Annotated in this window: 19 protein-coding genes; 12 read left to right on the top strand and 7 right to left on the bottom strand. The window is 39.0% G+C overall.

The genetic code is table 11. The features are described 5' to 3' along the window. Positions 1-16 precede the first annotated feature (16 nt). The gene (locus HO345_RS11580; protein WP_253683031.1) at positions 17-805 is read left to right on the top strand and encodes a sulfite exporter TauE/SafE family protein; all 789 of its coding nucleotides are present in this window, start codon (positions 17-19) and stop codon (positions 803-805) included. Position 806: 1 nt separating this feature from the next. Here the strand turns inward: HO345_RS11580 and HO345_RS11575 are convergent, their stop codons facing one another. After that, on the bottom strand, positions 807-1,706 hold the full coding sequence (locus HO345_RS11575) for an adenosine deaminase (protein WP_253683030.1): 900 nt from the start codon (positions 1,704-1,706) through the stop codon (positions 807-809). Between the two features lie 108 nt (positions 1,707-1,814). Then, entirely contained in the window at positions 1,815-2,582 is a 768-nt protein-coding gene (locus HO345_RS11570) for an alpha/beta hydrolase (protein ID WP_253683029.1), read from the bottom strand. Between the two features lie 200 nt (positions 2,583-2,782). On the opposite strand from HO345_RS11570, the gene HO345_RS11565 reads away from it, so the two are divergent. The 8 genes from HO345_RS11565 (at position 2,783) to HO345_RS11530 (ending at position 13,955) form a co-directional block, all read left to right on the top strand. Then, positions 2,783-4,108: a hypothetical protein gene (locus HO345_RS11565; protein ID WP_253683028.1), complete on the top strand. Its 1,326-nt coding sequence runs from the start codon at positions 2,783-2,785 to the stop codon at positions 4,106-4,108. Positions 4,109-4,264: 156 nt separating this feature from the next. Further along, positions 4,265-6,073, top strand: a complete 1,809-nt coding sequence (locus HO345_RS11560) for an ABC transporter permease (protein ID WP_366796396.1) — start codon at positions 4,265-4,267, stop codon at positions 6,071-6,073. Next, the gene (locus HO345_RS11555; protein WP_253683026.1) at positions 6,073-7,722 is read left to right on the top strand and encodes an ABC transporter ATP-binding protein; all 1,650 of its coding nucleotides are present in this window, start codon (positions 6,073-6,075) and stop codon (positions 7,720-7,722) included. The genes HO345_RS11560 and HO345_RS11555 overlap by 1 nt, the downstream gene beginning before the upstream one ends. 55 nt (positions 7,723-7,777) lie before the next feature. Beyond that, positions 7,778-9,874 (top strand): methyl-accepting chemotaxis protein, encoded by a 2,097-nt coding sequence (locus HO345_RS11550; protein ID WP_253683025.1) that lies wholly within the window; start codon positions 7,778-7,780, stop codon positions 9,872-9,874. 78 nt (positions 9,875-9,952) lie between these two features. After that, the gene (locus tag HO345_RS11545; RefSeq protein WP_253683024.1) at positions 9,953-10,627 is read left to right on the top strand and encodes a DUF969 domain-containing protein; all 675 of its coding nucleotides are present in this window, start codon (positions 9,953-9,955) and stop codon (positions 10,625-10,627) included. Next, positions 10,620-11,618, top strand: coding sequence for a DUF979 domain-containing protein (locus HO345_RS11540; RefSeq protein WP_253683023.1), 999 nt, complete (start codon positions 10,620-10,622; stop codon positions 11,616-11,618). Before HO345_RS11545 ends, HO345_RS11540 begins: the two co-directional genes overlap by 8 nt. 17 nt (positions 11,619-11,635) lie before the next feature. Next, the gene (gene pcp, locus HO345_RS11535; RefSeq protein ID WP_253683022.1) at positions 11,636-12,289 is read left to right on the top strand and encodes a pyroglutamyl-peptidase I; all 654 of its coding nucleotides are present in this window, start codon (positions 11,636-11,638) and stop codon (positions 12,287-12,289) included. A gap of 46 nt (positions 12,290-12,335) precedes the next feature. Beyond that, positions 12,336-13,955 (top strand): ATP-binding protein, encoded by a 1,620-nt coding sequence (locus HO345_RS11530; RefSeq protein WP_253683021.1) that lies wholly within the window; start codon positions 12,336-12,338, stop codon positions 13,953-13,955. Positions 13,956-13,974: 19 nt separating this feature from the next. Here the strand turns inward: HO345_RS11530 and HO345_RS11525 are convergent, their stop codons facing one another. The 5 genes from HO345_RS11525 to sbcD form a co-directional block, all read right to left on the bottom strand. Then, the gene (locus HO345_RS11525) at positions 13,975-15,411 is read right to left on the bottom strand and encodes a nicotinate phosphoribosyltransferase (RefSeq protein ID WP_253683020.1); all 1,437 of its coding nucleotides are present in this window, start codon (positions 15,409-15,411) and stop codon (positions 13,975-13,977) included. A gap of 22 nt (positions 15,412-15,433) precedes the next feature. After that, positions 15,434-18,004, bottom strand: coding sequence for a DNA translocase FtsK (locus tag HO345_RS11520; RefSeq protein WP_253683019.1), 2,571 nt, complete (start codon positions 18,002-18,004; stop codon positions 15,434-15,436). Between the two features lie 24 nt (positions 18,005-18,028). Beyond that, complete coding sequence (gene uppP / locus HO345_RS11515) at positions 18,029-18,838, bottom strand: undecaprenyl-diphosphatase UppP (protein ID WP_253683018.1); 810 nt, start codon at positions 18,836-18,838, stop codon at positions 18,029-18,031. A 78-nt stretch (positions 18,839-18,916) separates the two neighbouring features. Next, positions 18,917-22,009, bottom strand: coding sequence for an AAA family ATPase (locus tag HO345_RS11510; RefSeq protein ID WP_253683017.1), 3,093 nt, complete (start codon positions 22,007-22,009; stop codon positions 18,917-18,919). A gap of 23 nt (positions 22,010-22,032) precedes the next feature. Further along, a complete protein-coding gene (sbcD, locus tag HO345_RS11505; protein ID WP_253683016.1) occupies positions 22,033-23,184 on the bottom strand; it encodes an exonuclease subunit SbcD in 1,152 nt (383 codons plus the stop codon). Between the two features lie 45 nt (positions 23,185-23,229). Here sbcD and HO345_RS13245 point away from each other — a divergent pair, with 45 nt between their 5' ends. The 3 genes from HO345_RS13245 (at position 23,230) to HO345_RS11490 (ending at position 26,047) form a co-directional block, all read left to right on the top strand. Next, positions 23,230-24,903 (top strand): methyl-accepting chemotaxis protein, encoded by a 1,674-nt coding sequence (locus HO345_RS13245; RefSeq protein WP_436411232.1) that lies wholly within the window; start codon positions 23,230-23,232, stop codon positions 24,901-24,903. Between the two features lie 64 nt (positions 24,904-24,967). Continuing rightward, positions 24,968-25,324 carry a GntR family transcriptional regulator gene (locus HO345_RS11495; protein ID WP_253683014.1) on the top strand — a complete coding sequence of 119 codons (357 nt, stop codon included), beginning with the start codon at positions 24,968-24,970 and terminating at the stop codon, positions 25,322-25,324. A 21-nt stretch (positions 25,325-25,345) separates the two neighbouring features. Continuing rightward, positions 25,346-26,047 (top strand): ABC transporter ATP-binding protein, encoded by a 702-nt coding sequence (locus HO345_RS11490; RefSeq protein WP_253683013.1) that lies wholly within the window; start codon positions 25,346-25,348, stop codon positions 26,045-26,047. Position 26,048 lies beyond the last annotated feature (1 nt).

Genomic DNA, 26,048 nt, shown 5'->3' with positions numbered 1-26,048 from the left:
TGGAGGAGAATAATTTATGTATATATCGATACAGGCAATGATTTTTTTATGTTTTTGTGTTTTTCTTGCAGGTTTTGTAGATTCGGCTGCCGGCGGCGGGGGACTTATTTCTATTCCGGCCTATTTTTTTGTAGGGCTTCCGGCTCATACGGCTATAGGCTGTAATAAGTTTTCGGCAGCCTGCGGGACAACTTTTTCGGCCTTTAGGTTTTTTAAGCATGGAGCTCTTGAGTGGCGGATAGCCTTAGTTTCTGCCTTATTTTCTTTTATTTCTTCATATCTGGGAATGAAAATTGCTTTGGGAATAGACCAAGTTTTTCTAAAAAAAGCTATGATTTTAATACTTCCGGCAATAGCTTTTATTCTTTTGCTAAAACGGAACTTCGGCAATGAAAACAAATCAAAGGAAATACCTCAAAAAAAGGCTTTTGCTTTGGCTGCCTTGATAGGTGCTTGTGTAGGTTTTTATGACGGGCTTATAGGGCCGGGAACAGGGACGATTGCGATTATAGCTTATTCTGCATGGATGAGGTATGACCTAAAAACGGCATCGGGGAATGCCAAGCTTTTAAACCTCGCTTCAAATTATGCTTCGTTGACGGCCGTTCTTTTGAATAATAAGGTTATTTTTTCAATTGCAATTCCTGCTGCTGTTTGCGGTATTATCGGTAATTACTTAGGTGCCGGATTTGCTTTAAAGAAAGGTGCAGCATTTATCAGGCCTCTTATGATTGTTGTTATAATTTTACTGATTGCAAAATTATTTTATGATGTATTCGGCGAAATGATATTAGGGTTATTTTAAATTATCTGACAGACATCAGCTTATCGGCTTCTTTTTCGGTTATTAGGTTTACCTTGACAAGGTCATAAAACTGCTCGCTGTTTGTTTTTCCGAAGAACAGAATATCATCGGTTCCTATGCTTATAGGAACTCCTGCATCCATCATTTTTCGTAACGGATGAGATTTTAGATCCTTGACTGCCCCCAGCATTACATTGCTCTGCGGACAAACATTGCAGCGTATCTTTCTGTCGGCTAAAAATTGCAGCACCTTATCGTTTTGGGCTGCCCCTATGCCGTGCTGAACCTCGTCTAAATTAAACATTTCAACAAAATACTTGACTGAAGCCGCATCTGAAAATTCGCCGACATGGGCCTTCTTTTTTAAGCCGTATTTTTCGGCCAATTTAAAGATATATACACACTGTTCAATACCTTCGGAAACTTCAGGGCCGTAAAGGTCTATATTTTTAAAAACCTTTGATGACATCATTGGTTCTATCCATTGTTTTAAAAAACTTTGATCTATGGTCTTTGATATTCCCAGTTCGGGAATGATTTTGATTTTATTTTTATATTTTTTTACTATATCGCTTATCCCTTTCAGAAAAGCATCCAAATTCTCATTAAACTGCTTGATAAAACTTATATCGACAGAACCTTCAATATATACAACATTGTCTTCAATTGCACTTTTTATGGACATCTCGATTAGATCGATAACGTCCTGTGCTGTGGTACATGCAGGACGGGTATATTGTCCGATTATCTGATGCATCTCATCAAGACCGTTCATTTTTCGAGGAAAATTAGGAATTTCAAAGCCTGCCCATTTTTTATAATCGGAATAATTCATACTTAAATTCAGATGATTATGAGTATCAGCTTTGGGCTGCTTTTTATAGTAATCAAAGTCTCTCATTAATACTTCCTTGTAACCATATAGTATAAGTATATCACTCTTTTAGAAAAAAGTCATATTAAATATACAATAATCCTGCAATATTATCGGTAAATTTTATTAAAAAGTTTAATCCTTTAAGAATTCTATTATTTTTTTTGCAACAAGTTCCTTTTCAATATCATTTGTAACAACATGACTGCTTTTTTCGAGTATAAGATACTCATTTTGAGTCCTTAAATTCTTATCCATAAGGTCTTTTACCTTAAATGAAACTAAATTGTCTGCTTTTGATAAAATTGTAAGAGTTTGGGATTTGATAAAAATCATATTTTTTATTGCTAATTTTTGAAGTTTATACAAGTCCGCAGATTTTTCTAAATACTCTATACCATTGTAGTCCGCTATTGCTCTGCCGTATTCGGGATCATTTTCATAAGTTTTTTTGACGGTTGATGCCTTTTTGACAAAAAACTTTAAAAAAGGAGTAAGTTTTATCCGATTATCTTTTGCAATAAAAGCCGGAGCACATAAAAATATCTTTTCAGGATTAAAACGTGCTGCAATCAGAGAGGTTAGTACCCCCCCCATCGAAAGACCGCCGACAAAAACTCGTTCATACATTGCACAGAGATCAATGTACTCATCACAAACTTTGCGCAGCCAATCCTTCCAGTTACTAGCCAAAAAATCATTCTTATTTGTGCCGTGCCCGGGAAGCCGAGGTATGTAGACATTGTAGCCGGCTTCATTTAGCTGATGACCCAGCCAAATCATTTCACGCGTAGAGCCCGTGTAACCATGAATCAGTAAAATAGCCGGAGCGGTTTTTAGACCTTTTAAAAAAAAGGGCTTCGTTGTATCTGAAAGTTTGATAGGATAATTGTCAAAAAACACGTAAAATCTCCTTTAAGTATAAGCACATTCTAACATTATATATCTTTTTTTGCAAATAAACTAGGTACTATATCGTAAATTTTTAACCTTTTCAAATAAGGTGTATCGTTTATTTTTATACATAGAAGTAAATAGCTCTTGTGTATTTAAAGAATATGTAATATATTTATAGAAAGATATATTCCATAGGGAGATTCTAAATGAAAAAAATTATTTCAGTATTATCAATCGCACTGCTATTGCTTGCAATTTCCAGCTGCGGCGGCAAATCGGAAAAGAACAACGCTGTTCTTAAAGTAATAAAGGAAGCCGAAGGTATGACTCTTGATCAGCTTTTCGAAAAGGCCTATCAAGAATCAAACGGAAAGGTTCTAAAAGGTTTGGGTAACTCAAGCCGAGGTAAGACAGCAGGAGAGACCTTTGTTGAGGCAATGAAGGCAAAATATCCGGACTATACCGGAAAAATAGATTGGTCTCAGCCTAAGAACAATACTATTTTTGACCAGCTTACAAACGATAATAAGAACGTTAATCCCGAATTTTCTATGACTCTTATTCAGGATGGTGCTCAGATTAAGGCTAAGATGATTGATACGGGCATCTTACATAATTTTGTTCCTAAAGAGTGGAAGGAATCTATGGGTGCCGACATGAAAGAAAACGGAAATCCCTTGGCCTTGCAAACTTTGAGTAAAGTTTTTATGTACAATAATGTCGAAGCTTCAAATAATTTTTTAAATGTCTGGGATTTTGTAAAAGAAGGTCAAAGCCCCCTGTTTATGGGTTTGGAATCCGAACCTATCGGAAAAAACTTTTTGCTCATGCTTACTCATGAAAAGTATTCGAAGGTTGTAAAAGCCGCTTATGATGCTCTTCCTGAGGCCGATAAAGCTTATTTTAAGCCCATAATTGACGGCTTGGAAAAAACGGCTAAAGAGCTTGGATTAAACGAAAACGGTAAGTATGCACTCGCATGGATCAAACTATTTGTTTCTCAGTTTAATATGAAAACCGATGACGGCCCCATCAGCGTAGACTTAGTAAAAAAATCTTCTAAAGATCAAACAGGTTTATTGGTTTATTCCAAATTACGTTCTATAAAGGAAACAGACGAATCTTCCGTAAACAATATTACCGTTGCTGCTTATCAGGACGGATATATCGGCTTCGGAGGCTATGCATATAAGCACTATTTGCAGGTTCTAAACAATGCTCCTCTTCCTTGGACAGCATGTGCCTTTATCGCTTACATGGTAACGACAAAGGAAGGCTTCCATCCTTGGGGAAAGGACATGGGCGGATACAGCTCCAATCCTGCTATCAATCAAGATCACAGCATGGATGGATATGTTGATGAAGAAGTAAACGGCGAAACCAAAAAAATAAATAAATTCCCCGCTAAAAACGATAGAGGTTATGACTGGTGGACAGGTGAAGGAAAGGGCGGTTTAATTGTCGAAGAGCCCGTATACTGTGCAAGTGTAACCTTTACCGTAGGTGAATGGATCAGCTCCTTAAGAAACTAAAAGATTATTAAAAAATTAATATGAATTTATTAAGCCTCTAAAAACTATGTCAGGTTTTTAGAGGCTTTATTATTAAATGTATGCGTCCGCCTGTGCGGTAAAGAATAATATTGCATAAATGCTCGAGTTATAGTATAATCGTAAGGAAGATAATGTGTGGAGGAGATTTTGGCTAAGACAATTCCGGTTTTTTTAAATCAAAGTAAGGATTTTTTTAAAAAACCTCAAAACCTGATATTGCTTATATTCGGTGTTGTGCTCTCTGTTACGACTATAGCTCCGATAGTAACTATTCTTTTGGATACAATTACGGTTCATCCCGGTACCATAGATGCTATGCATGGGCCTGACGGTTTTACCGTTTTTAACTGGAAAGATATTTTTACCGGCTCTCTTGCTATAAGGAATTTTTGGAGCCCGCTTACAAACACTCTGCTGCTTGCGATATTCAGCTGTATAGGGGCTATCTTAATAGGCGGAATTTTTGCATATTTGATTACACGTACAAATATAAAATGCAAAAGATATCTGAATGTCGTTTTTATTTTTCCGTATATAATGCCTCAGTGGACATTGGCTCTTACTTGGATGAACTTATTTAAGAGTACTGCCGTTACAGGAGGCTCTAACGGAATACTTGCAGATATTTTCGGAGTTACAATGCCTGCATGGTGGGCTGAGGGTCTATTTCCCGCAATTGTTGTTCTGTCCTTGCACTATGCAGCCTTTGCATATATTTTAATAGGCGGCATATTTAAAAATATGGATTCCAATTTGGAAGAAGCCGCCTTGATTTTAAATACCTCAAAATCAAAAATCTTCCGCAAAGTAACCCTTCCCTTATTAAGACCTGCCATCCTGTCGACCATCTTGCTCGTTTTCGGCAGTGCTATGGGTAGCTATCCGGTTCCTCACTATTTAAAACTGACAACCCTTTCCACCAAATATATAGACTTAAAGGTTGTAAGAACGGGGCAGGCCAGTATTATCGGCGTAGTGATGATGCTCTTCGGAATTTTAATACTGATTACAAACAGGCTCAGCATGAAATCCCGAAAAAATTATACGACAATTACCGGAAAAAGCGGACAGGTAAGCAAGGTAAATGTGGGAAAAATCGGGCAATATTTAATTCCTGCAATTTTAATTATCTTTACCTTATTTACCGGAATATATCCCGTTATCTCCTTTGCCTTTGAAACCTTTTTGCCTAACCCTGGAGACTACAGCTTTTTTAGGACGGGTAATTTTGCAAACCTAACCTTAAAATGGTGGACACATCACTCGGCAGAAGATGTCGGTATGTACGGACAATTCGGTATTTTATATAACCGTGCCTTTTGGATGAGTTTTAAAGGAACAATGATTGTTGCCTTTTTCTGCGCCTTCCTTGCAGGAACGATAGGGCTTTTGATAGGCTATTCGGTAAGCAAGCATAGAAGAAACAAGTTTGCAAATTATGTAAACGACATAGCTTTTTTGCCCTACCTTTTGCCTTCGCTTGCAGTTGGTATAGCCTTCTTTATATTCGGGTCTATGCTGGGAATATATGATACATTTTTACTTTTAATAATAGTCGGAACAATTAAGTATATTCCTTTTTCGTCGAGAAGCTCTCTTAACTCGATGCTTCAAATCAGCAATGAAATAGAAGAGTCGGCCTTGATACAGGATACGCCCTGGCATAAGCGTATGACAAGGATAATAATTCCCATTCAAAAGACGGCAATTTTAAGCGGTTATCTTTTGCCCTTTATAACCTGCGTTCGGGAATTAACCTTATTTATGCTCTTGTGCAGTCAATCCAAGATAAGCACAACCATGCTTGACTATTATGACGAAATGGGCTTATACGCCTTTTCAAGTGCAATCAACTTAATTTTAATTATATTTATTTTGGCCGTAAATTTCGGATTAAACAAGCTTACAAAGGCCGGAATTGATTCAGGACTAGGAGGAAGATAATGCCTGAGATAATTTTACAAAACCTTACCAAAAGATGGGGAAAATTTTACGGAACTGATAATTTAAATTTAACCATAGAAAATAATTCGTTTATTACCCTGCTGGGACCTTCAGGCTGCGGCAAAACAACAACGCTTAGAATGATTGCCGGTCTTGAAACTCCGACAAGCGGAAAGATAGTCATCGACAGGGAAACGGTTTTTGACAGCGAGAAAGGTATAAACATTCCTGCAAATAAAAGAAAGGTCGGTTTTTTGTTTCAAAACTATGCCCTTTGGCCGAATATGACCGTTTATGAAAACATAAGTTTCGGCTTAAAAAACATCAAAGAGCTCATGCCTCTCTGCGATTTTGAAATTAAAAGAATAGATGACTTAAAAAAGATTTTAAATGAATGTGGAAAAGCTGTGGAAATTATTATCGACTCGCAGACTAAAGACAAGAAAAAAGGTAATAGACTTGATGAAAAAACAGCCTTGATAAAGTTAATAGACAACTTTATTATTTCAGAATATACGGCAAAAACGATTTTGTCTTACGGGCTTGAAAAAACTGAAAATCGTGAAGAAAAAGTAAAGGCAATAATTTCCGGCTTGGATGAAAAGAGGGCATCTCTTTTAGAGAAGCACAAGAAAAACGGGTTTTCGGTAAATGATAACTACGAACTTGTAGATGAAAAAGGCGAAGTTATAAAAAAAATACGCAAGCTCGAAAACGAAGAAATAGACTTAATAGTCCGCCGTGTTTCCCGCATCGTAAAAATCGGAATGTTTATGGATCGGTATCCCAATGAGCTTTCAGGCGGACAGCAGCAAAGGGTTGCTATTGCTCGAACCTTAGCTCCCGGGCCCAAGGTGCTTTTTATGGATGAGCCCCTTTCAAACCTTGATGCAAAACTCCGGCTTGAAATGCGGAGCGAATTGCAGCGCCTTCATTTGGATACAAAATCAACCTTTATCTATGTTACCCATGATCAGCTGGAGGCTATGACTCTGGCAACAAAGATATGCTTGATGGATAACGGTCTTTTGCAGCAATATGATGCTCCCTTGGATATCTATGAAAAACCGGTAAACTTATTTACCGCAGACTTTATAGGAAATCCTTCGATAAATTTTATAGAAGCTGCGGGTGAAACTTCTGCAGAAGGAGATTTTAATTTAAGCTGTTTAGAAGGCTTGAAATTTAAGTTTAAGCCCGCTCAAAAAATAGATTATAAAGAATGGCTTTTGCAAACAGAGGCTGAAATTAAAAAACAAAGAGAAGAAGAAGCCGAACGCACAAAAAATGCAGAAAAGGAAAATAAGATTTTACCTTTTAAATATCACATCGCAAAGGCCGATGAAGCGGAGTTTGATTTAAATTCGCCGGTACCGACTGAAAAAGATTTTATCATCGGAGTCCGACCTGAGTTTATCAAAATACACGAAAACGGAAAACTGACAGGTTCTATATACAGCTCGATGCCCACAGGTATGGAAACTACCGTCAAAATTAAAGTGGGAAACTTCCTTTTAACGGGTGTTGTGTTTTTAAATATAACATATAAGATAGGCGAAAAAATAAAATTCGATATTGAAGGCGATAGGATTATGCTCTTTTCAAGCCTTAATCAAAGATTGATTTCTTTGGGCTGCTTGGAAAAATAAGATGTACATCATGTCTTGGATTGAGACCAATCAATCTAAAAGAGGAGGAACATAAATGAAAAAACGTTTTTCAATCCGCTACAAACTGATCATAGTCTTCGGACTATTGATAGCCATCGCTTCTTCGACGGAAGGATTTCTTGCAACCCGCAGAGCCCGCAAAGCAGTAACCGAAAAAGTCGAAACACACTTAATAGATAAGGCAACCGATGTTGCCGAAATTCTTGATGGGCGCATTACCGCCTTATGGCAATTTCTTGAAGGTATTGCACGTATGCCATTCTTACGCGATATGCAAATGCCGTATATCGAAAAAATGAAAAAACTCGCTGAAGAAGCGCAATTCAACAAAACAATACGCTCCTTATACATAACGGACGAAAAAGGCATTATTCAGTTTTTGGATGGCTCTACACCATCCTGTGCGCAAGAGCAATGGTTTATTGACGGAATGCAGGGCAAACGATTTTGCGGTGAGCCGTACATTGATGCTCGTACAGGTAATTCTTTTGTTGCCGATATTGCTGTACCTGTGTATGATGATAACAAAAAAGTTATCGGAGTACTCATTGCCGATATGGATGCCTTTTGGTATTCCGATCAAATAGATGACATAGTTGTCGGTAAAACCGGCGGTTGTTATATCATGGGCGATAGCGGTATTATTATAGCCGATAAGGATGCTGATCTGATTAAACGTCAAGTGAGTATTATCGAGCTGGCAAAAACGAACAGCGAATTTGCTTCATGTGCCGCTTTTTTGGAATACGTTTGGGATACCGACGAGACTGAAATCGGCTACTACACATACCAAGGAAAATCCTACATAGCCTCTTTTGCCACCATGAAAACCACTGATTGGTCTGTTATTATCCGTGCTCCGGTAAATGAGTTTATGGGGGCGATCAATGCTTTGCGTATTTCAGTACTCGGTATCGGAACAGTGGTTATATCCAGTGCGCTGGTCATCGTTTTCTTTGTAGCCCTTGCATTGATTAAACCCATAACAAGTATCGTTGCTGCACTTAAAGACATCGCAGAGGGTGAAGGAGATTTAACAGTGCGGCTTCCCGTACATGGCAATGACGAGATAACCGATCTCTCAGAATACTTTAATCAGACTATTTCGAAGATAGGTTCATCTATTAATCAAGTAGGTCTTAACAGTGTCGATATGGAAAATATAGGGAATGAGCTTGCATCGAATATGACCGAAACAGCCAGTGCCGTACACGAGATAAGTGCCAACATCAACGGGGTAAAACAGCAGGCTCTTACCCAAGCAGCAAGTGTTACCGAAACGGCTGCAACCATTGAAGAAATTGTCCGTACGATTAAACAACTGAACGGAAGTATCGAAAATCAGGCTGCCAGTGTCGCCGAATCTTCTGCTTCAATTGAGGAGATGGTTGCGAATATTGCATCAATCACACAGACTCTCGGCAAAACCGATGATGTTATAAAAACACTCGCCGCTGCTACTGCCGACGGTAAAGATACAATCTCAGGAGCAAACAGCGTTACACAAAAAATAGCAGAAGAATCGGGCAGCTTATTGGAAGCCTCAAGTGTTATCCAGCACATTGCAAGCCAAACCAACCTTTTGGCAATGAACGCTGCAATAGAAGCAGCTCATGCAGGAGAAGCAGGCAAGGGGTTTGCCGTTGTTGCCGACGAAATCCGCAAGCTCGCGGAAGAGTCTTCCGCACAGGGCAAGACAATAACTGCAACGCTTAAAACTCTGTCAGGTGAAATAGAAGCTCTTTCCGCTTCTTCAAAAATCGCAGAGGAAAAATTTAATGCTATTTTCAATTTGGCAGAACAAGTTAAATCTATGAGTGACAGTCTCACCGAAGCTATGCATGAGCAAGAGAACGGAAGTAAGGAAGTACTGTCTGCCATTAAGGGAATCAACACGGTAACGGTAGAAGTGCAGGCAGGTTCTGAAGAAATGCTGAAAGGAGGGGAGAGCGTTGCCGAGGAAATGAAAAAACTGGACGGTCTCACCAGAGTTATCACCGACAGCATGAATGAGATGGCCTCCGGTGCGGTGCAGATTAGCAATGCCGTACAGGAAGTAAACGATATAAGCCAGAAAAATAAGGCCAGCATTCAAAACCTTACGGAAGAAGTTTCTAAATTCAAAGTATAATTATTTATAAATAGACAAAGCCTTATTTTTTTAGTAAGATGAGCGGACAAAATTGTAAACCAATAAAAGGAGTTGGATATGAACTATTTGGTTTTAATAGGTGTTGTAATTATCATCGCCGGTTTTATTTTAAAACTTGATGTAGTTGCAGTCGTTTTGATTTCAGGTCTTGTAACAGGCTTGATTGCAAAGATGGGATTTGTTGAAGTCCTTAATGCAATAGGTACGGGTTTTGTAAACAACCGTTACATGAGCTTGTTTTTTATTTCTTTTCCTGTAATCGCTATTATGGAACGTTACGGATTAAAGGAAAGAGCTGCAGAATTCATTAAAAAGATTAAGGGAGCAAGTGCCGGTATGGTTATTTGGCTCTACATTCTTATACGAACAATTGCTTCGGCATTTTCGATCAGATTGGGCGGTCATGTTCAGTTTATCAGACCATTAATCCTCCCTATGGCTGAAGGAGCTGCTCAAAAACATGTAAAGCTTACCGAAGACGACATCGAAAAAATTAAGGGGCTGGCAGGAGCTTCCGAAAACTATGGAAACTTTTTCGGTCAAAATATTTTTCCCGTTGCATCAGGAGTTCTTTTAATTACAGGAACTTTAAAAGAACAGGGCTTGGATATAAGCAATATCGATGTTGCTAAATATTCAATCTTGGCAGGTGTTGCAATGGTTCTTATAGCCTTAGTACAGTGCTGGCTCTTTGAAAAATCACTTAGAAAAGGAGAAAAAGCAGATGTTTAGTTTTATTTATAATAATACAATGGTTATAGATGAAATCGTTTACGGCCTTTGCGGTCTTGTTTCAATTATCACGGCCGTAATCTCCTTAAAAGATAAAAAGAATCCAATCGGAACATTCTTGTTCTGGGGAATCTTAGGGGTTTTGTTTATGTTCGGTAAAGTTATCGTTCTTAACGTACCTTACGGAGGTGCCATTATCGGAGGCTTACTCATTGTTTTGGGCGGTTTTACTCTTACAAAACAAGTAAAAGTTGCGGATATTAAGTCGGCAACAAAAGAGGAAATTACTGAAAATTCAAAAAAAGTAGGTAACAAGATTTTTATCCCTGCCGTTTTAATTGGTGTTGTTGCGATGTTATTGGCTCAAATGAAGAGCTTTAAAATTTCGCTTGGAACAAATGCTGCCGGAAAAGAAGTAATCTTCGGTTTTTCTACTGCACAAGTTGTAGGCCTTGCTTCGATAGTTGCCCTTATTTTTGCAATAATTTTAACCAAACCGAAAATGAAAGATACAATCAACGATACTTCAAAGATGCTGATGCAGGTAGGCTCTTCAAGTTTACTTCCTCAGCTCCTCGGTGTTTTGGGTGCAATCTTTGCAACAGCCGGAATAGGTAAGATAATCGGCCATTTTGCAAGCGGTATTGTTCCTCAGGGTGTTCCCGTACTGGGTGTTATCGCTTATTGTCTTGGAATGGTAATCTTTACGATGATTATGGGAAATGCTTTTGCTGCCTTTACCGTTATCACAATCGGTGTAGGTGTTCCCTTTGTAATTGCACAAGGCGGAAATCCTGCTGTTGTAGGAGCCTTAGGTATGACTTGCGGATACTGCGGTACGCTTTTAACACCTATGGCTGCAAACTTTAACATTGTTCCTGCTGCAATTTTGGAAACTAAAAATAAATATACATTGATTAAGGCTCAAGCCCTTATGTCTTTTGCTTTGATTATTGTTCATATTATTTTGATGTTGATATTTGCTTTTTAAAATTAGTGAGGAGATAAATGAAAATTTTAGTTACCGGTTTTGATCCTTTCGGCGGCGAAAAGATTAATCCGGCCCTTGAAACAATTAAACTTCTTCCCAATGAAATTTTGGGGGCAAAAATTATCAAGCTGGAAATTCCGACAGTTATCGGAAAATCCGTAGCAAAGATAAAAGAAATGATCGAAAAAGAAAACCCTGATGTGGTTTTAAGTATCGGTCAAGCCGGAAACCGTGCCGATATTTCGGTTGAAAGAATCGGTATAAATATTGATGACTGCCGAATTCCCGATAACGAGGGTAATCAGCCCATTGATGAACCAGTTGTAAAAGACGGGCCTGCTGCCTACTTTGTTACTCTGCCCATCAAGGCCATTGTCGAAAAGGTAAAATCCGGTAAAATACCTGCTTCAATATCGAATACGGCAGGAACATTTATCTGCAACCATGTCTGTTACGGCGTAGCTCATATTGCCGCGGAAAGAACGGCTAAAGGCAAACCGATGAAAAGCGGTTTTATTCATATTCCGTTTTTGCCCGAACAGGTTATCGGAAAGCCCGCCTTAACGCCTTCAATGAGTTTGGAGATGATTGTAAAAGGAATTGAGCTTGCAATCGAGGCTATTGTAGAAAACGATTCCGATATAAAGGTTTCGGGCGGCAAGATTTGCTAAAATATATTTTTAAGAAGTTATATTAAAATTTTGGGGAGGTCTTAAAATGGATATTGATTTATCACGAAAGATACCGATAGGTATTCAAAGTTTTGAAGATTTACGCAGAAAAAACTTTTTATATGTAGATAAAACTCTATATGCTTTTAAGTTGGCTAACTTAGGTAAGGTATACTTTTTAAGCCGTCCCCGCCGTTTTGGTAAAAGCCTTTTTCTCTCGACACTCAAGGCCTATTTTTTAGGGCAAAAAGAGCTTTTTAAGGGTTTGTACATCGAAAAAGCCGAAGAAAAGCGAGCCGAAATAGAAAAGACAGACGCTTGGGTTGAATACCCCGTTTTGTATATGGATTTTAACATAGGCAGGTATGATGAACCTCATTCTTTAAAAAGTCATTTAAACATCGTCCTAAGCCAATTTGAAGAAATCTATGGAGCACGTGAGCAGGAAGAAGAACCAGCCCAACGTTTTGCAGGTATAGTACAGCGTGCTTATGAAAAAACCGGCAAGCAGGTAGTTATTCTTGTGGACGAATATGATAAGCCCCTTTTACAGACGATGGGCGTAAGCGAGGCTCTAAACGAAGAATTCCGCAATACCCTTAAAGCCTTTTATTCTGTAACTAAAACATGCGATCAATATATCCGCTTTGCTTTTTTAACGGGAGTAACAAAGTTTAGTAAGGTAAGCATATTCAGCGATTTAAATAATCTGCAAGATATAAGTATGCTGAATGACTATGCCGAAATATGCGGACTAACTCAAACTGAGATAGAAAAAACCTTTAAGCCTGAAATAGAAAAGTTAGCTGATAACACCAAAAACAGTTATGATAAAATGCTTGAAGAGCTAAAACAGCGTTATGACGGTTATAAGTTCAGTGTTTTAGGTAAATCGGTCTATAATCCCTTTAGCATATTAAATACCTTCAACTCCGGTGAATTAAAAAATTATTGGTTTGCAACAGCCACACCGACCTTCTTGGTAAATTATCTAAAAGATGCATATTACAATATTCCCGACTTAGACGGAAATGTTGAATTAAATGAAGCAGGAATAGAACTGTACCGTGCAGATGCAAAAAATCCATTACCGATATTGTTTCAATCAGGCTATTTAACGATAAAAGAATACATAGAAGAAGTTAATATGTATCGGTTGGGCTTTCCTAATGATGAGGTGCGTTACGGCTTTTTAGAAAATCTTGTACCTGCTTATTCTTCACTTAGACCTGATGAAACGGGAGTTTCAATATGGAAGTTTGTAGAGGATATTCGTGCCGGGAATGTCGATGAGTTTATGGAAAGGATGCAGGCGATAATAGCCGGTGTTCCTTATGATAATCTTCCAAAAGATAAGCTTAAATTGAGGGAGCAAAACTACCAAACTGCCGTGTATTTAATCTTTAAGTTGATGGGGCAATTTGTAGAAACTGAAATACACTGTGCAAAGGGCAGGGCTGACTGTATAGTGCATACTAAAGATTCAATATACATCTTTGAGTTTAAGCTGATGAGTGCAGGAAGTGCCGATGATGCAATAGCCCAGATAAAAGAGAAAGGCTATGCCGCTCAATTTAAGGCAGAGGGCAAAAAGATAATCCTGATAGGTTCTAGCTTTGATGAGGAGGAAAAAACTATCGGCGAATGGGTATGCGAGAATTTATAAAATAATTTTCGGCTGCACCTTAGTTTTTAAAAATCGGTTTATTTTTTATCAGTTTCTGTTTTAAATCCCTCATCTTTTCGCTTAAAGAAACCTTGTATATGTGAGGGTTTAAAAGACGCTTTGAAGTATAATCCAAACTGTCGAGCTGTTTTTCAGCATAGGCTTTGATTTCTTTAAGACTTGGAGCCTTGCCGACAGCCTTGCCGTTTTCAATACGCTTTTCTAAAAGAGCTTCAACCTTTGCCGGTGTAAATGTAAAATTCTGATAATCGTTTGCAGGATGATAAAAAGTCTGTTCCACACCCTCTTCAATTTTTTCGTTTTCAAGGGTTAACACATCTGCCTTAAAGGTTCCATCGGAATTGTATAGGCGCCAAACCTGTTTACATGCAGGGTTAGTCATCTTTGCGGGATTATCCGAAAATTTCATAACAGGAGTCCATTCCGTTTCTCCTAAATTTTTACGGGCTGCCATTTTGTATACGCCTGTAAGGGAGGCTTCATTTCCGCCCGTAACCATGTGGGTACCTACTCCCCAAGAATCTATAGGAGCATTGTTTTGAACAAGGGATTCTACAATTTCTTCCGTCAGTTCATTTGAAACGGAAATCTTCGCATTAGGACAACCGGCTTCATCGAGGCGCTTCCGCACATCCTTGCTCAAATAATAAATATCGCCCGAATCGAGGCGGACACCGAAGTTTTTTCCCTTTTCTTGCAAACGCTTTCCTACCTTGATGGCATTTACAATACCCGAGCGGAGCGTATCATAAGTATCTATTAAAAATATTGAATTGTCGGGATACATGTCGGCATAGGCCTGAAAAGCGTCCTCTTCGTTTTTAAAAGACATTATCCATGAGTGGGCCATTGTTCCGAGGGCGGGTATGCCGAGTTCCTTGGCAGCAAGGGAATTGCTTGTGCCGAAAGCTCCGCCTATGTAGGCGGCCCGCGTTGCACTCATAGCACCGTCATTGCCTTGGGCTCGACGAAGTCCGAATTCCATTATAGCTCCCTTTTTTGAGGCCAGCCAAATTCGGGCTGTTTTGGTTGCTATAAGGGTTTGGAAATTTATCATGTTTAAAATTAGACCTTCCAAGAGCAAGGCTTCAACCGTATCGGCTTCAATACGGATTAAGGGCTCATTCGGGAAAACGACACTTCCTTCCTTCATTGCCCAAATATTGCCTGAGAATTTAAAATCGGCAATATATTCTAAAAAATCTTTTTCGAATATTCCTAAAGACTTAAGCCAGTCAATATCGCTTTTTTCAAAGTGAAAATTTTGAATGGTTTTTAAGAGGGGTTCAAGGCCTGCAAAGACTGAATACCCCCCCTTAAAAGGATTTGATCTAAAAAACATTTCAAAAACGGTTTTTGTGTTATTTCCTTTTTTCCAAAAACCTTGAGCCATTGTCAATTCATAAAAGTCTGAAAATAAAGCGTTATCAATCATAAATTTTACCTCATATAATATTTTAAGAATGTGTAATTACTTCTCTCGGTTTTGAGCCGTTTGCAGGTCCGACTACTCCGCGTTCTTCCATTTCTTCTACTATTCGAGCGGCGCGGTTATAGCCTATTTTAAGCCGTCTTTGAATGTAAGAGGCTGAGGCCTTTCCTTCTGCCAAAACGATCTCTAAGGCTTCATCATAGAGCGGATCGCTTTCATCTCCGAAGAGGGTTCCTTGCGAATATTCTTCATCGTCTACAAATATTTCGTCATCTATATAATCGGGTTCTCCGAAAGTTTTTACACATTCTACGACTTGCTCTACCTCATCATCTGAAACAAAGGTGCCTTGGATTCGGGCGGGGAATGGTTTAGTTGTACTTACGTAGAGCATGTCACCCTTTCCTAAAAGCTTTTCGGCTCCGATGTTATCGAGAATAATTTGGCTGTCTACACGGGAGGCGACCATAAAGGCAATTCTACTGGGGATGTTTGCTTTAATTAAGCCTGTAATTACATTGGTAGATGGCCTCTGGGTTGCAAGTACCAAGTGAATACCTACGGCACGGCTCATAGCACAAAGCCTCGAAACGGTAGCTTCAAGTTCCTTTCCTGTAGTAGACATAAGGTCGGCGAATTCGTCAATTATTATTACGATGTAGGGCAGCGGTTCGGCTGCAATCTTTTCTCGTTTTATCTTTTTATTGTAGCTTTTAATATCGCGAACGCTCATGGAGTCAAGCATCGCATAGCGCCTTTCCATTTCGCAGATACAGTACTGCAAACCTTGAAGAGCCCTTTTGGGTTCTGTAATAACCGGAGTCAATAAATGGCCGATGCCGTTATAAAGTTTAAGCTCTACTATTTTTGGGTCAACCAAGAGGAGTTTTACCTCTTCGGGGCTCTTATTATAAAGAATAGAAAGAATAATGGAGTTTACACAAACGGATTTACCTGAACCGGTAGCTCCGGCAATCAAAAGGTGGGGAGTCTGACAAAGGTCTAAGGTTTGAGGCTCTCCCGTTACATCTTTTCCAAGAACGATAGGTATGCCCATTTTTTCGGTTTCGGGAATTTGAGTTTCGATTAGCTCTCTAAAACCGACTATTGCCCTTGATTCGTTAGGAACTTCAATACCGACAGCTTGTTTTCCCGGAATGGGGGCGACAATTCGGACGCTTTGAGCAGCGAGGCGGAGGGCAATATTATCTTGAAGAGCTGTGATTTTACCCAGTTTTATTCCCGGAGGAGGCAAGACTTCAAACATGGTAACTACAGGCCCCTTCCTTATACCTGTAATTTCAATTGCTATATTAAATTCTTCAAAGGTGTTTTTTAATGCTACTGCGGCTTTTCGGGTTGAATCGTCAACTATCCAGTATTCGTTTCCGGGATATTTTGTTAATAGGTCATAAGGAATGTGGTAGCCCTTTTTTTTATCCTTGGAGTCCTTTTTCGGTTTTAAGGGCTGGGCCGCACTGATTTCTATATCGTCGCTCAATTCTTCTGAAAGAGGAGTTTCCCCTTCATCTTGATCCTCATCATCAGTATCGATATCGTCAACATCGGTATTTTCAGAATCATAATCATTTTCAAGGTCTTCGTCTTCGGTAATTTCGTTCGGCTCAAGGTTACCATATTCGGCAATTTCAGGCTGTTCAGACTCAGCGTATTCAGTAAGATTTTCATCGCATTCTTCTTCTGAAGATGATAAAAATACTTCATCTCTACCGTCATCTATAGCGTTAAGCTCTTCTAAGTCCTGCTCAATGTTCATATCTTCTATTACGACAAGAGATTCGATAATGCTTTTTTTGGATTCTTCAGGAGGTGCATTTTCTCCTATGTCTACCGATATATCTGCATCTATGTTTTTAAGAGGCGGCTCTTCTTCTTTTGGTTCTTCAGTTTCTGTGTTCAGCTGGGATTTTATAAACTGATTTCGTGTAAGGCCGGTCTCCGGCAAATTTTGTTTGTTGACATCCGAAAAAGTTTGCCTGTCGGCATCGGGACCTGTCTTTGTATTTGATTTTAACTGAAATTCTGTTTTGTCTATTTTATTTCCTTCTCCGAAAACCACGGACGTTTCCGAAGAAGAATAGCTGTCGCCTATGATATCCTCTATTTCGTCTTTTTCTTCGGGCTGAACAGAGGCTTTTTGATGGATTTTTTCACTTAATATAAGGGTAAGAAATACCTCCATCAAGAGTAAAAGGCCTGTTGCAAGAGTTACGGCAATTTTTGTAAATTCTTGAACCGTGTTATTTGCAATTTTTGGAAGTAAAAAATAAACTAGGTGCTCTCCCATAACACAGGTTAAAAAATACACCGGCATAAATGACAACAAAAATTTTGAATGAAGAGACCAGCCGGGAATCATCAATAAAATTGAAGAATAAAGAAGAATAATAGGTATCAGTAAAGAAGAAAATTTATATGTGGAAAAAAGAACCGTACCTATTGTTTCAAAGGGGAATATATAACCTTTAAAACCGAAAATAGGTAAGAGAACCGCCAAGGCTATGTAGATTGAGATCATAAAAATTAGAATGCCTAAAATAATTGATATGATTCTAAATTTTGATTCTTCTATCAAAAGTCAACTCCGAAAGTATAAAAATTATCCGGCAAAACCCCAAAAATAAATACTAAGACCAATTCCCAGCGGAATTAAATAGAAAGCGAAGTACATAAGCTTTCCGTTTTTTATAAGTTTAAGTAAAAACCGGAGAGAAAAATAACCTACAACAAAGGCACTTATCATTCCGGCTATTAGGCTTATAGGGCTTACACCTGCAAGAAGATTATCGGCAGATTTGAGTTCAAGGATAAATGCGGCAAGAATTGCCGGTATTGATAATAAAAAGGAAAATTCTCCGGCCTTTTCCCTATCAAGTCCTGCAAAAAGAGAGGCTGAAATGGTGCTGCCCGAACGCGAAATACCGGGGATAACCCCTATGCCTTGAGCAAGGCCTGTAATAGCTGCCGTAAGGAGAGTTACGTTTTTTGCCGGTTTATTGTGTTTTATCTTGGACGATGCGATTAAAAGAAGCCCTGTTATGATAAAGAAGAGGGGTATTAGACGAATATCAATGGCTTTTACCCAATCTTTTAATAAAAGACCTATTACTCCCGTTACTGCGGTTGCAACTATAATGGCTGCTATCATCATAAGATCGTCCTTATCTTCAGGTTTGGATTTTCTGATGATAAATCGGCCTAAAACGCAAAAAAGACCGGCTATTCTTTTTGCAAAAACCGTGCAGACAGCTGCAAGGGTTGCTACATGCAGGAGTATATCAAAAAGGATAGGAAGGTCTTCTTGTTTAAAAAAATATTCTACAATGGCTAAATGGCCTGAGCTTGAAATAGGCAGAAATTCGGCTAAGCCTTGAACTGCCCCTAAAATAATAGCTTGAAAAATCGACATAAATTTCTCCCGAATGGTTTTATAAACGATAATGCGGTACTATATCATAAAAAAGAGAAAAATTCCAGCCGGAAATGCTTAACCTCTTATCTTTATTGTTGAGCCGTTGGCGGTTTTTTCTATTTCGATTTTTTGGGGGATGCGGTTTTTTAGCTCGCTGACATGGGAAATTATCCCGACCATGCGGTTACCCCTTACCTCATCGAGAATACTTATGGCGTTTTCAAGGCTTGCTTCATCGAGGCTGCCGAAGCCCTCATCTATAAACATTGAATCCAATCTTATGCCTCCGCTTCTTGTTTGAATGGAGTCGGCAAGACCGAGGGCTAAGCTTATGGAAACCATAAAGGTTTCTCCTCCCGAAAGGCTGGCTGTGGGACGGATGCCGCCCGTATAGGCATCATAAATTTCCATGTCCAATCCTGAAAGATTGTTGCCCGAAAGCTCCTTGCTCAACTTTAAGATATAGCGTCCGCCGCTCATGCGTTCAAGGCGGGTGTTGGCATAGACGATTATTTCGCGTAAAAAGGCCGAGAGCATCCAAATATCGAATTTCAGTTTGTATTTATTGCTGCCGTTTAAACTTAAAGAAAGCTCGGTTATAAGTTGAGCATCTTCGGCTCTTTGTTTTAATTCGTTTAAAAGGCTCTGTCGTCTTTCAAAAAGGTCTTTGAGCTTGTCGAGGGCGCTTTTTATTTCTGCAAGGCGGTCTTGTTCTTCATCAAGATTTTTTTGCAAGATTATAATTTCGTCTTCAAGCTTTTCGGGTTGAATAAAAGTTTTGCCTTCAATATCTTTTTCGAGGCCGGCAGCGGAATGTTCCAAGGTAATTTTTTCTTCTTTAAATTTTGTTATGGTTTCTTCAAAATCGGCGATTTTTTCTTCAAGTAAAATAGAATCTAAAAGCTCTTTTAAGGAGGAAAATCCTTTACGCTCAAAAGAATCTTTTAAATTTTCTTCTTCTTCCAATAAAGATTTTTCCCATTTGGCCAACTGTTCCTGTCTTTGAATAAGCCCCGCCTTTATGCTTGTATGGCGGTCATTGTTTTCTTTGAGCCTTTCCTCATAACCGCTTATTTTGCGGTCGGAGGCAAAAATCATTTCATTACAGCCCTCGATAGTGTCATCTATATTTTCTTTTTGGATATCGGAGGGGATAGATTTAAAGGCATCATCATATTGCTTTTTCTTTTCATGGAGGATTGTGTTTAACTCGCTTTCTTTTATCTTGATATTTGTAAGAGCTTCCGTTAGAGCTTCTTTTTGGGTTTGGATAGAAGAAAGCTTTTGCTCCAAATTTATTTTTGAAGTATTTGCGGTTTGGGCTTCTTTAAAAAGAAGGGAGTCTTTTTCGGCTTCCTTTCCGGCTTGCGGAAGGATGTCTTCTATTGTTTTTTCTGAGGGCATCTCTTTAAAAATAAAGGAAGCGTTTTTAAATTCTTCATTCAGATTGAAAAAAGATCGGTCAAGCTCTGCCAGCTGCTCCTTGTGCCAGTCCGCATCTTTATTGCGGGCTGTGAGGCTGTTGCTGAAGTTCTCCTTATCGTGATTAAACTTTTCGATGCTGCGTTCGCATTTTTGTATTTTTTCGTCCAGCGAAAAAATACTTTCCGTATTTTCGACGGCGGGGGAAGGGTGATGGATTGAGCCGCAGACAGGGCATGGCTCTCCGTCTTTTAAGTGAACGGCAAGGGCTGAGGCTTCTGCATTTATTTCCAAATCTTTTTTTTCTTTTTTAAGTTTTTCAAAAAGCTCTTTTTCGATTTCGATGTCCTTTAAAATTAACTGTAAATCGTTGTAGTTTTTTTCGGCGGCCGCCTTATGGGTTGTGTAGAGCTTTGAGGTTTTTTCTTTTTTTACGGCAATATCAAAAAGTCTTTTTAGGTAAGAAAGTTTTTGGCTTGAGGTTTCAGCCATTTCTTTTCTGTTATCGAGTTCGCTGATTATTTCAAGGTATTCCGAAACTTTGTCCTTTAGTTCTTGAATATTTTTTTCGGTTTGAGCAAGTTTTTCGGTATTTTCTTTTTTTTGTAAAGAAAGACCTTTTTTTTCATAAGAGCGTTCTTCTATTTCTTTGTATACCTCGGCAGCCCTTTTGAGGCGGTCGAGACTTTGCTTTAGGGCCGTATTGTTTTCTTTTTCGGCTTCGATTTCTTTTTCTTGCACTTTAAGAGAATCCAAAACTTGGGTTACGGCATTTAAATCCTTTATCTTTTTTTCGATGTCGTCTTTATATTCGGCTATGTTGTTTTTCAGTTTGCTTACGGAATCGGCAAGCACTGCAAGAGAGGATGCTCTGCGGGCTTTTTCGACAGCTTCTTCCATTAGGCCTATTTCTTCTTTATGGGCATTAAGATTTTCGAGCCTTGTTTTTATTGTTATAAGTTCTTCTTTTTTTTCTTTGAGAACCTTTGCCTGTTCTTTTTCGGAGATTTTTTCCTCGATTTTTTTTGATATTTTGTTATAATTTTTTTTGATAAGTTCTATCTCTTTTTCAAAACTTTCTTTTTTTGAAGGATAGGAATCGGCATCGAATTCTTTTCCGAGGGCTTCAAGGGCATCTTGCGTGTTTTTTATTTTATAGGACTCCGCTTTTTCTCTTTCCTTTAGATTTTCCATTATTTTGGTGTAGCGTGAAATCGGAAAAAGCTCTTCAAGGGTTTCTTTTTTTTGGCTTGAGTTTTCGCGTAAAAAAGCGGCGAATTCGCCTTGAGGGAGGAGGACAATGCGGGCAAATTCTTTTTCGTTTAGGTTTATTATGTTCAATATTTTTTTATCCGTGTCCCGCTTATTTGTAGAGCTTAAATCTTTCCAAGTTTTGCCGTCCCATTGGGCTAGGGCCGATTCTTCAGGGCTTTCGTTTTTCTTTCCCGGGCGTAAAAAAGGGAGCCTTCTAAAAATCCTGTATTTGGCAGGTCCCATAGTAAAGATAAGCTCAACCTCGGCCGTTTCCGTTTCGGAGGCAAACTGACTTCGGAGGCTGCGGGTAATTTGGGAGCGGCTCCCCAAAGGCTTTGAATAAAAGGCATAAGAGATTGCATCGAAGATAGTTGTTTTTCCGGCACCGGTTTTTCCGCATACCAAAAAAATAGAATCCATGAGGCTAAAATCTATTGTGTGAGTTCCTCGAAAGGGGCCTATATTGGTTAGTTTTAAAATTTCAGGCTTCAAATTTATTCCTCCGGTAATGGCTCTTATGTAAACTGCTCTCTGCAAAGGCTTTTGAAAAGCTCTTGTTTTTTTGCGGAGGGCTCTTCGTCTATGGCCTTTTCAAAAAGCATAAAGTTTTCGAAGATGACATCTTCGTCTTCAATGTTCTTTTTTAATATATGAATTTGCTCCTCGTCTTTTAATTCGGCGGCGACGGCTTCTTGATGCAGGTTTAAAAGATAGGGAAATTTTTGCTGCAAAAGGCTCATAGGGCTTTGAATAACGGCAGAACCTGTAAGATTTATTTCTAAAAAATCGTCTTTATATGCATCGAATTTATCCGTATTAAAAAAGTCGAAAAAGCTGCCCTCTAAACGGTTCATCTTCCGCAATGGGCTAATCGGAATTTTTTCGACCCTTACCGGGAAGCCTTGCGTTTTACAGTCTATATCTACGGATAGGACAACTTTTTCGGTTGAACATTCATCAAAGGCGTATGTAAGGGGGGCTCCGGAATAGTACATTCTGTCGGTAACTTTCTGCATTTTGTGCAAGTGTCCCAAGGCCGTATAGGTAAAAAAATCGAATAGAGCGGGCGAAACATATTCCGCAGTGCCTAAAAAAGCTCTTTCAGAGGAGGAGCTTTCTCCGTTTATGGTAAAAATATGGGCTGCCAAGACCGAAGGCATTGAGGGGTCTACAGCCTCTTTTAAACGGCGGGAGGCTTCTTGAGCCATCTCGGACTGAGATGTCAACTTTAACTCCGAATTTTCTTCGGAAAATGAGCCTAAATGTAAAAAAGGCATTAAAAAAAATTGAACTTTTTCTCCATTTTGTGCTATAATGATAGGCGAGCATAATTTGCCGATGCCTGCAGCAATGTGGATATTACTCGAGCTTAAAATTTTGGAGCCGAAGGAGAGCCTTTCGGCGGAGTCATGGTTTCCGGGTATGATAAACACGGCTGTATTGGGACAATCCTTATGGACGGCGGATAAAAATGAATCGAAGAGAGCTACATATTCTGCAGGAGGAATAGAACGGTCGTAGATATCGCCTGCAATAATAAGGGCTGCATAATCGTCTTTTAGAAGAATTTTATGAATATCATCGAGCATTTTTTTCTGTCTTTCTATCTGGGGAGATTCATATAGGCTTTTCCCCAAATGCAGATCGGCGGTATGCAAAATTTTCATACTTCTAATGTATGGGTATTTAAGGATTATGTAAAGGACCTTGGAATGAAAAACTACATAAAAATTGTTTTTGCTTTGTGCGGTATTGCTTTGGCGATAGGGATAGGAGGAGCGGCTTTTTTTATTGCTGCAAAACCTTCGTCGGATTTTCAGCTCAAGACGGATTATTTACTTGAGTATAGGTTTTATCTTGCAAGTTTAAAAGCGGATATGTATAGAACTGCATGCAAGGATGGGGAATTTTCGGTTCAAAACCTTAAAGCAAGGATAAAAGAAACGGCCAATTCTTTTGAAAATTTAAAAAAACTTTCAGCTGCCGACAAAAACGATTCTAACTTAAGGTTTGCATACAATGATTATGAGAGCTCAAATGATAAACTTTTTAAAAGTATAGAGGCTTGGAGGCAGGAGTTTGAACTTACCGGAGATTCTTCAGCAAAAACTTTTTTGCCTGTGTTAAAGGAATTCGATGCCGTACAAAACAGTTTTGAACGGCTTAAAAAGGAATATAAGGATGGCTTTACAAAACAGGAAAAAAAATCCAAAACTCTTGCCGTCTTATTGATTGTTTTAGCCTGGGGTATAGGCGTATTTTTAACATGGTTTGTTTCTTCGGTTATATACAAACTTTATATAGAAAGAGAAAGGGCTAAAAAAGCAAAGCTCAGGCTTCATGTCGGGCCTAAAACCGAGGTACAAAGACCTTCTCTTGATGGACCTGCGGATAAAATATTGTCTGCACAAAGCCCAAGTTTAAGCAGTCCTTCGGTAAACACCGCTTCGGTAAGTACAGCTGCGCTAAACACTGTTTCGCCGAACACTTCTTCTGTAAATGCCGCTTCAGTAAATGCCGCTCCGCTAAAAACTGCTTCGATAAGCTCTGCTTTAGTAAGCACTGCTATGCCAACAGCCTCTTCGTCCGAGATGCCCGAAAAAACCCTCCGGCAGCTGGTTATAGTGCAAGGCTCTTATACAGAAACAGCTCCTGTACGCATAGGAGACTCGCCTGTTTCTATAGAAAGTTCGCCGGTTTATCTCAAGCTTCAAAACGATTATGAAGAATTAAAAGAAATGTCTGACGAGTTAAACGGCGCTTATAATGAACTACAAACAAAATATAATGAGCTGGGTTCATCGTATAAGGAGCTGCAAGAGTCTTTAAAACAAGGTGATGAAAAAAAGAGCGAGAAATGCGAAACGGTAAAATTATTTTTGAGCGATATACAGATGGAAGCTGCAGAAGCCCAAGAAGATGCTCAGGCGGCACAGGAGCTTGTTGATACCTTCCAGGGCGGGCATAAGCTCTTTAAATCTACTTACGAAAAAATTGTCCATATAAACCAGAGCATTGCGGACATACAGGAAATGGCGGAGGTTATAGCCGGTATTGCCGAGCAGACAAAGATGCTTAGTATGAATGCCGCCATCGAAGCAGCCCATGCAGGAGATGCCGGAAAGGGATTTGCCGTTGTAGCCGAAGAGTTGGGACGCTTGGCCGCAGCTTCGGTTGAAAGCTCTGCCGGCATAGGAAAAACGGTAATCGAGGTGGTAAAAAATATTTCGTTTATGGCAAAGAGCAGCGAGGATCTGGATAAGGCCTTTAACGATATAAATATAAAAACAAATCAGGTTTATACAACCGTTATGAATTTTTCGGATAGAATGATTCAGACCTTCCAAAAAACAGACAATGTTTTAAAAGGCCTTGACACAATTTAGCAATTATAGTATTATAGACAGATAGAAGAGTCGTTTTACTCAAACTTTGCGGAGGTCCTTTTTTGTGAAAGTTATATATGATCAAAATCGCCCGATATATTTACAAATAGTCGAAAAAATCAAATGTAAGATTGTCTATGGTGAGCTTAAACCGGGGGATAAAATCCCTTCAATGAGCGATATGTCCGTTGAGATGGATGTAAATCCTAATACGATATTCAGGGTATATAAGCAACTTGAAGGCGAAGGTATCACTGAATCAAAACGCGGCCTAGGCAGTTTTGTTGTAAATGAGCCTGATTTGGTAGGAAAATTGACGGAAGAGATGGCAGATCAGATTATATTGCCTGCTATCGAAGGTTTGAGAAATCTGAAGTTTTCTGATGAGCAAATAATTGAGTCTATAAAAGCAAAACTATAATAATTTTTTTGGAGAAAAAAAATGAGTATAATACTTGAAACGGAGCACTTAAAAAAAACATACTTGGGAAAAAAAACTGCTCTGTATGATGTCAGTCTCAAGGTAGAAAGCGGAAGAATCTACGGTCTTTTGGGGCCGAACGGTTCGGGAAAAACAACCTTTTTAAAAATAATTGCGGGACTGATAAAACCGACTGCCGGCAATTTTAAGGTGTGCGGAAAAGAATTCGGCATAGATACAAAAAAGATTGTAGCCTTTTTGCCGGATAAAAATGTCGTATATCCTTGGATGACTTCGGAAGATGCCATTAATTTCTATGCAGATTTTTTTGAAGATTTTGATAAAAACAAGGCCTTGGAAATGCTTAAATTTATGAAGCTGGAGCCAAAACAGACCGTAAAAACTATGTCGAAGGGTATGATCGAAAAACTTAATTTAAGCCTTACCTTTTCGAGGGCTTCAAAGCTGTATATTTTGGATGAACCGCTGGGCGGCACAGACCCTGTAGCCAGAGAGCAGATTATTAAAACTATAATCAAAACATGGACCGAAGAAAGTGCAATCCTAATAACAACTCATCTGGTTTCGGATATAGAGCATGTGTTTAATGACGTAGCCTTTTTAAAAGAAGGCGAGATTGTTTTGGAAGGCGATGCTGAAGATTTGCGTACTACAAGAGGCAAATCTATTTATCAAATCTATCTTGATGTTTTTGGAGCATAAA

This window comes from Treponema denticola (assembly GCF_024181645.1).
GTDB lineage: Bacteria > Spirochaetota > Spirochaetia > Treponematales > Treponemataceae > Treponema_B > Treponema_B denticola_A.
The sequence above is the reverse complement of the archived record's forward strand: the minus strand, read 5'-3'. Positions and strand labels throughout refer to the sequence as shown.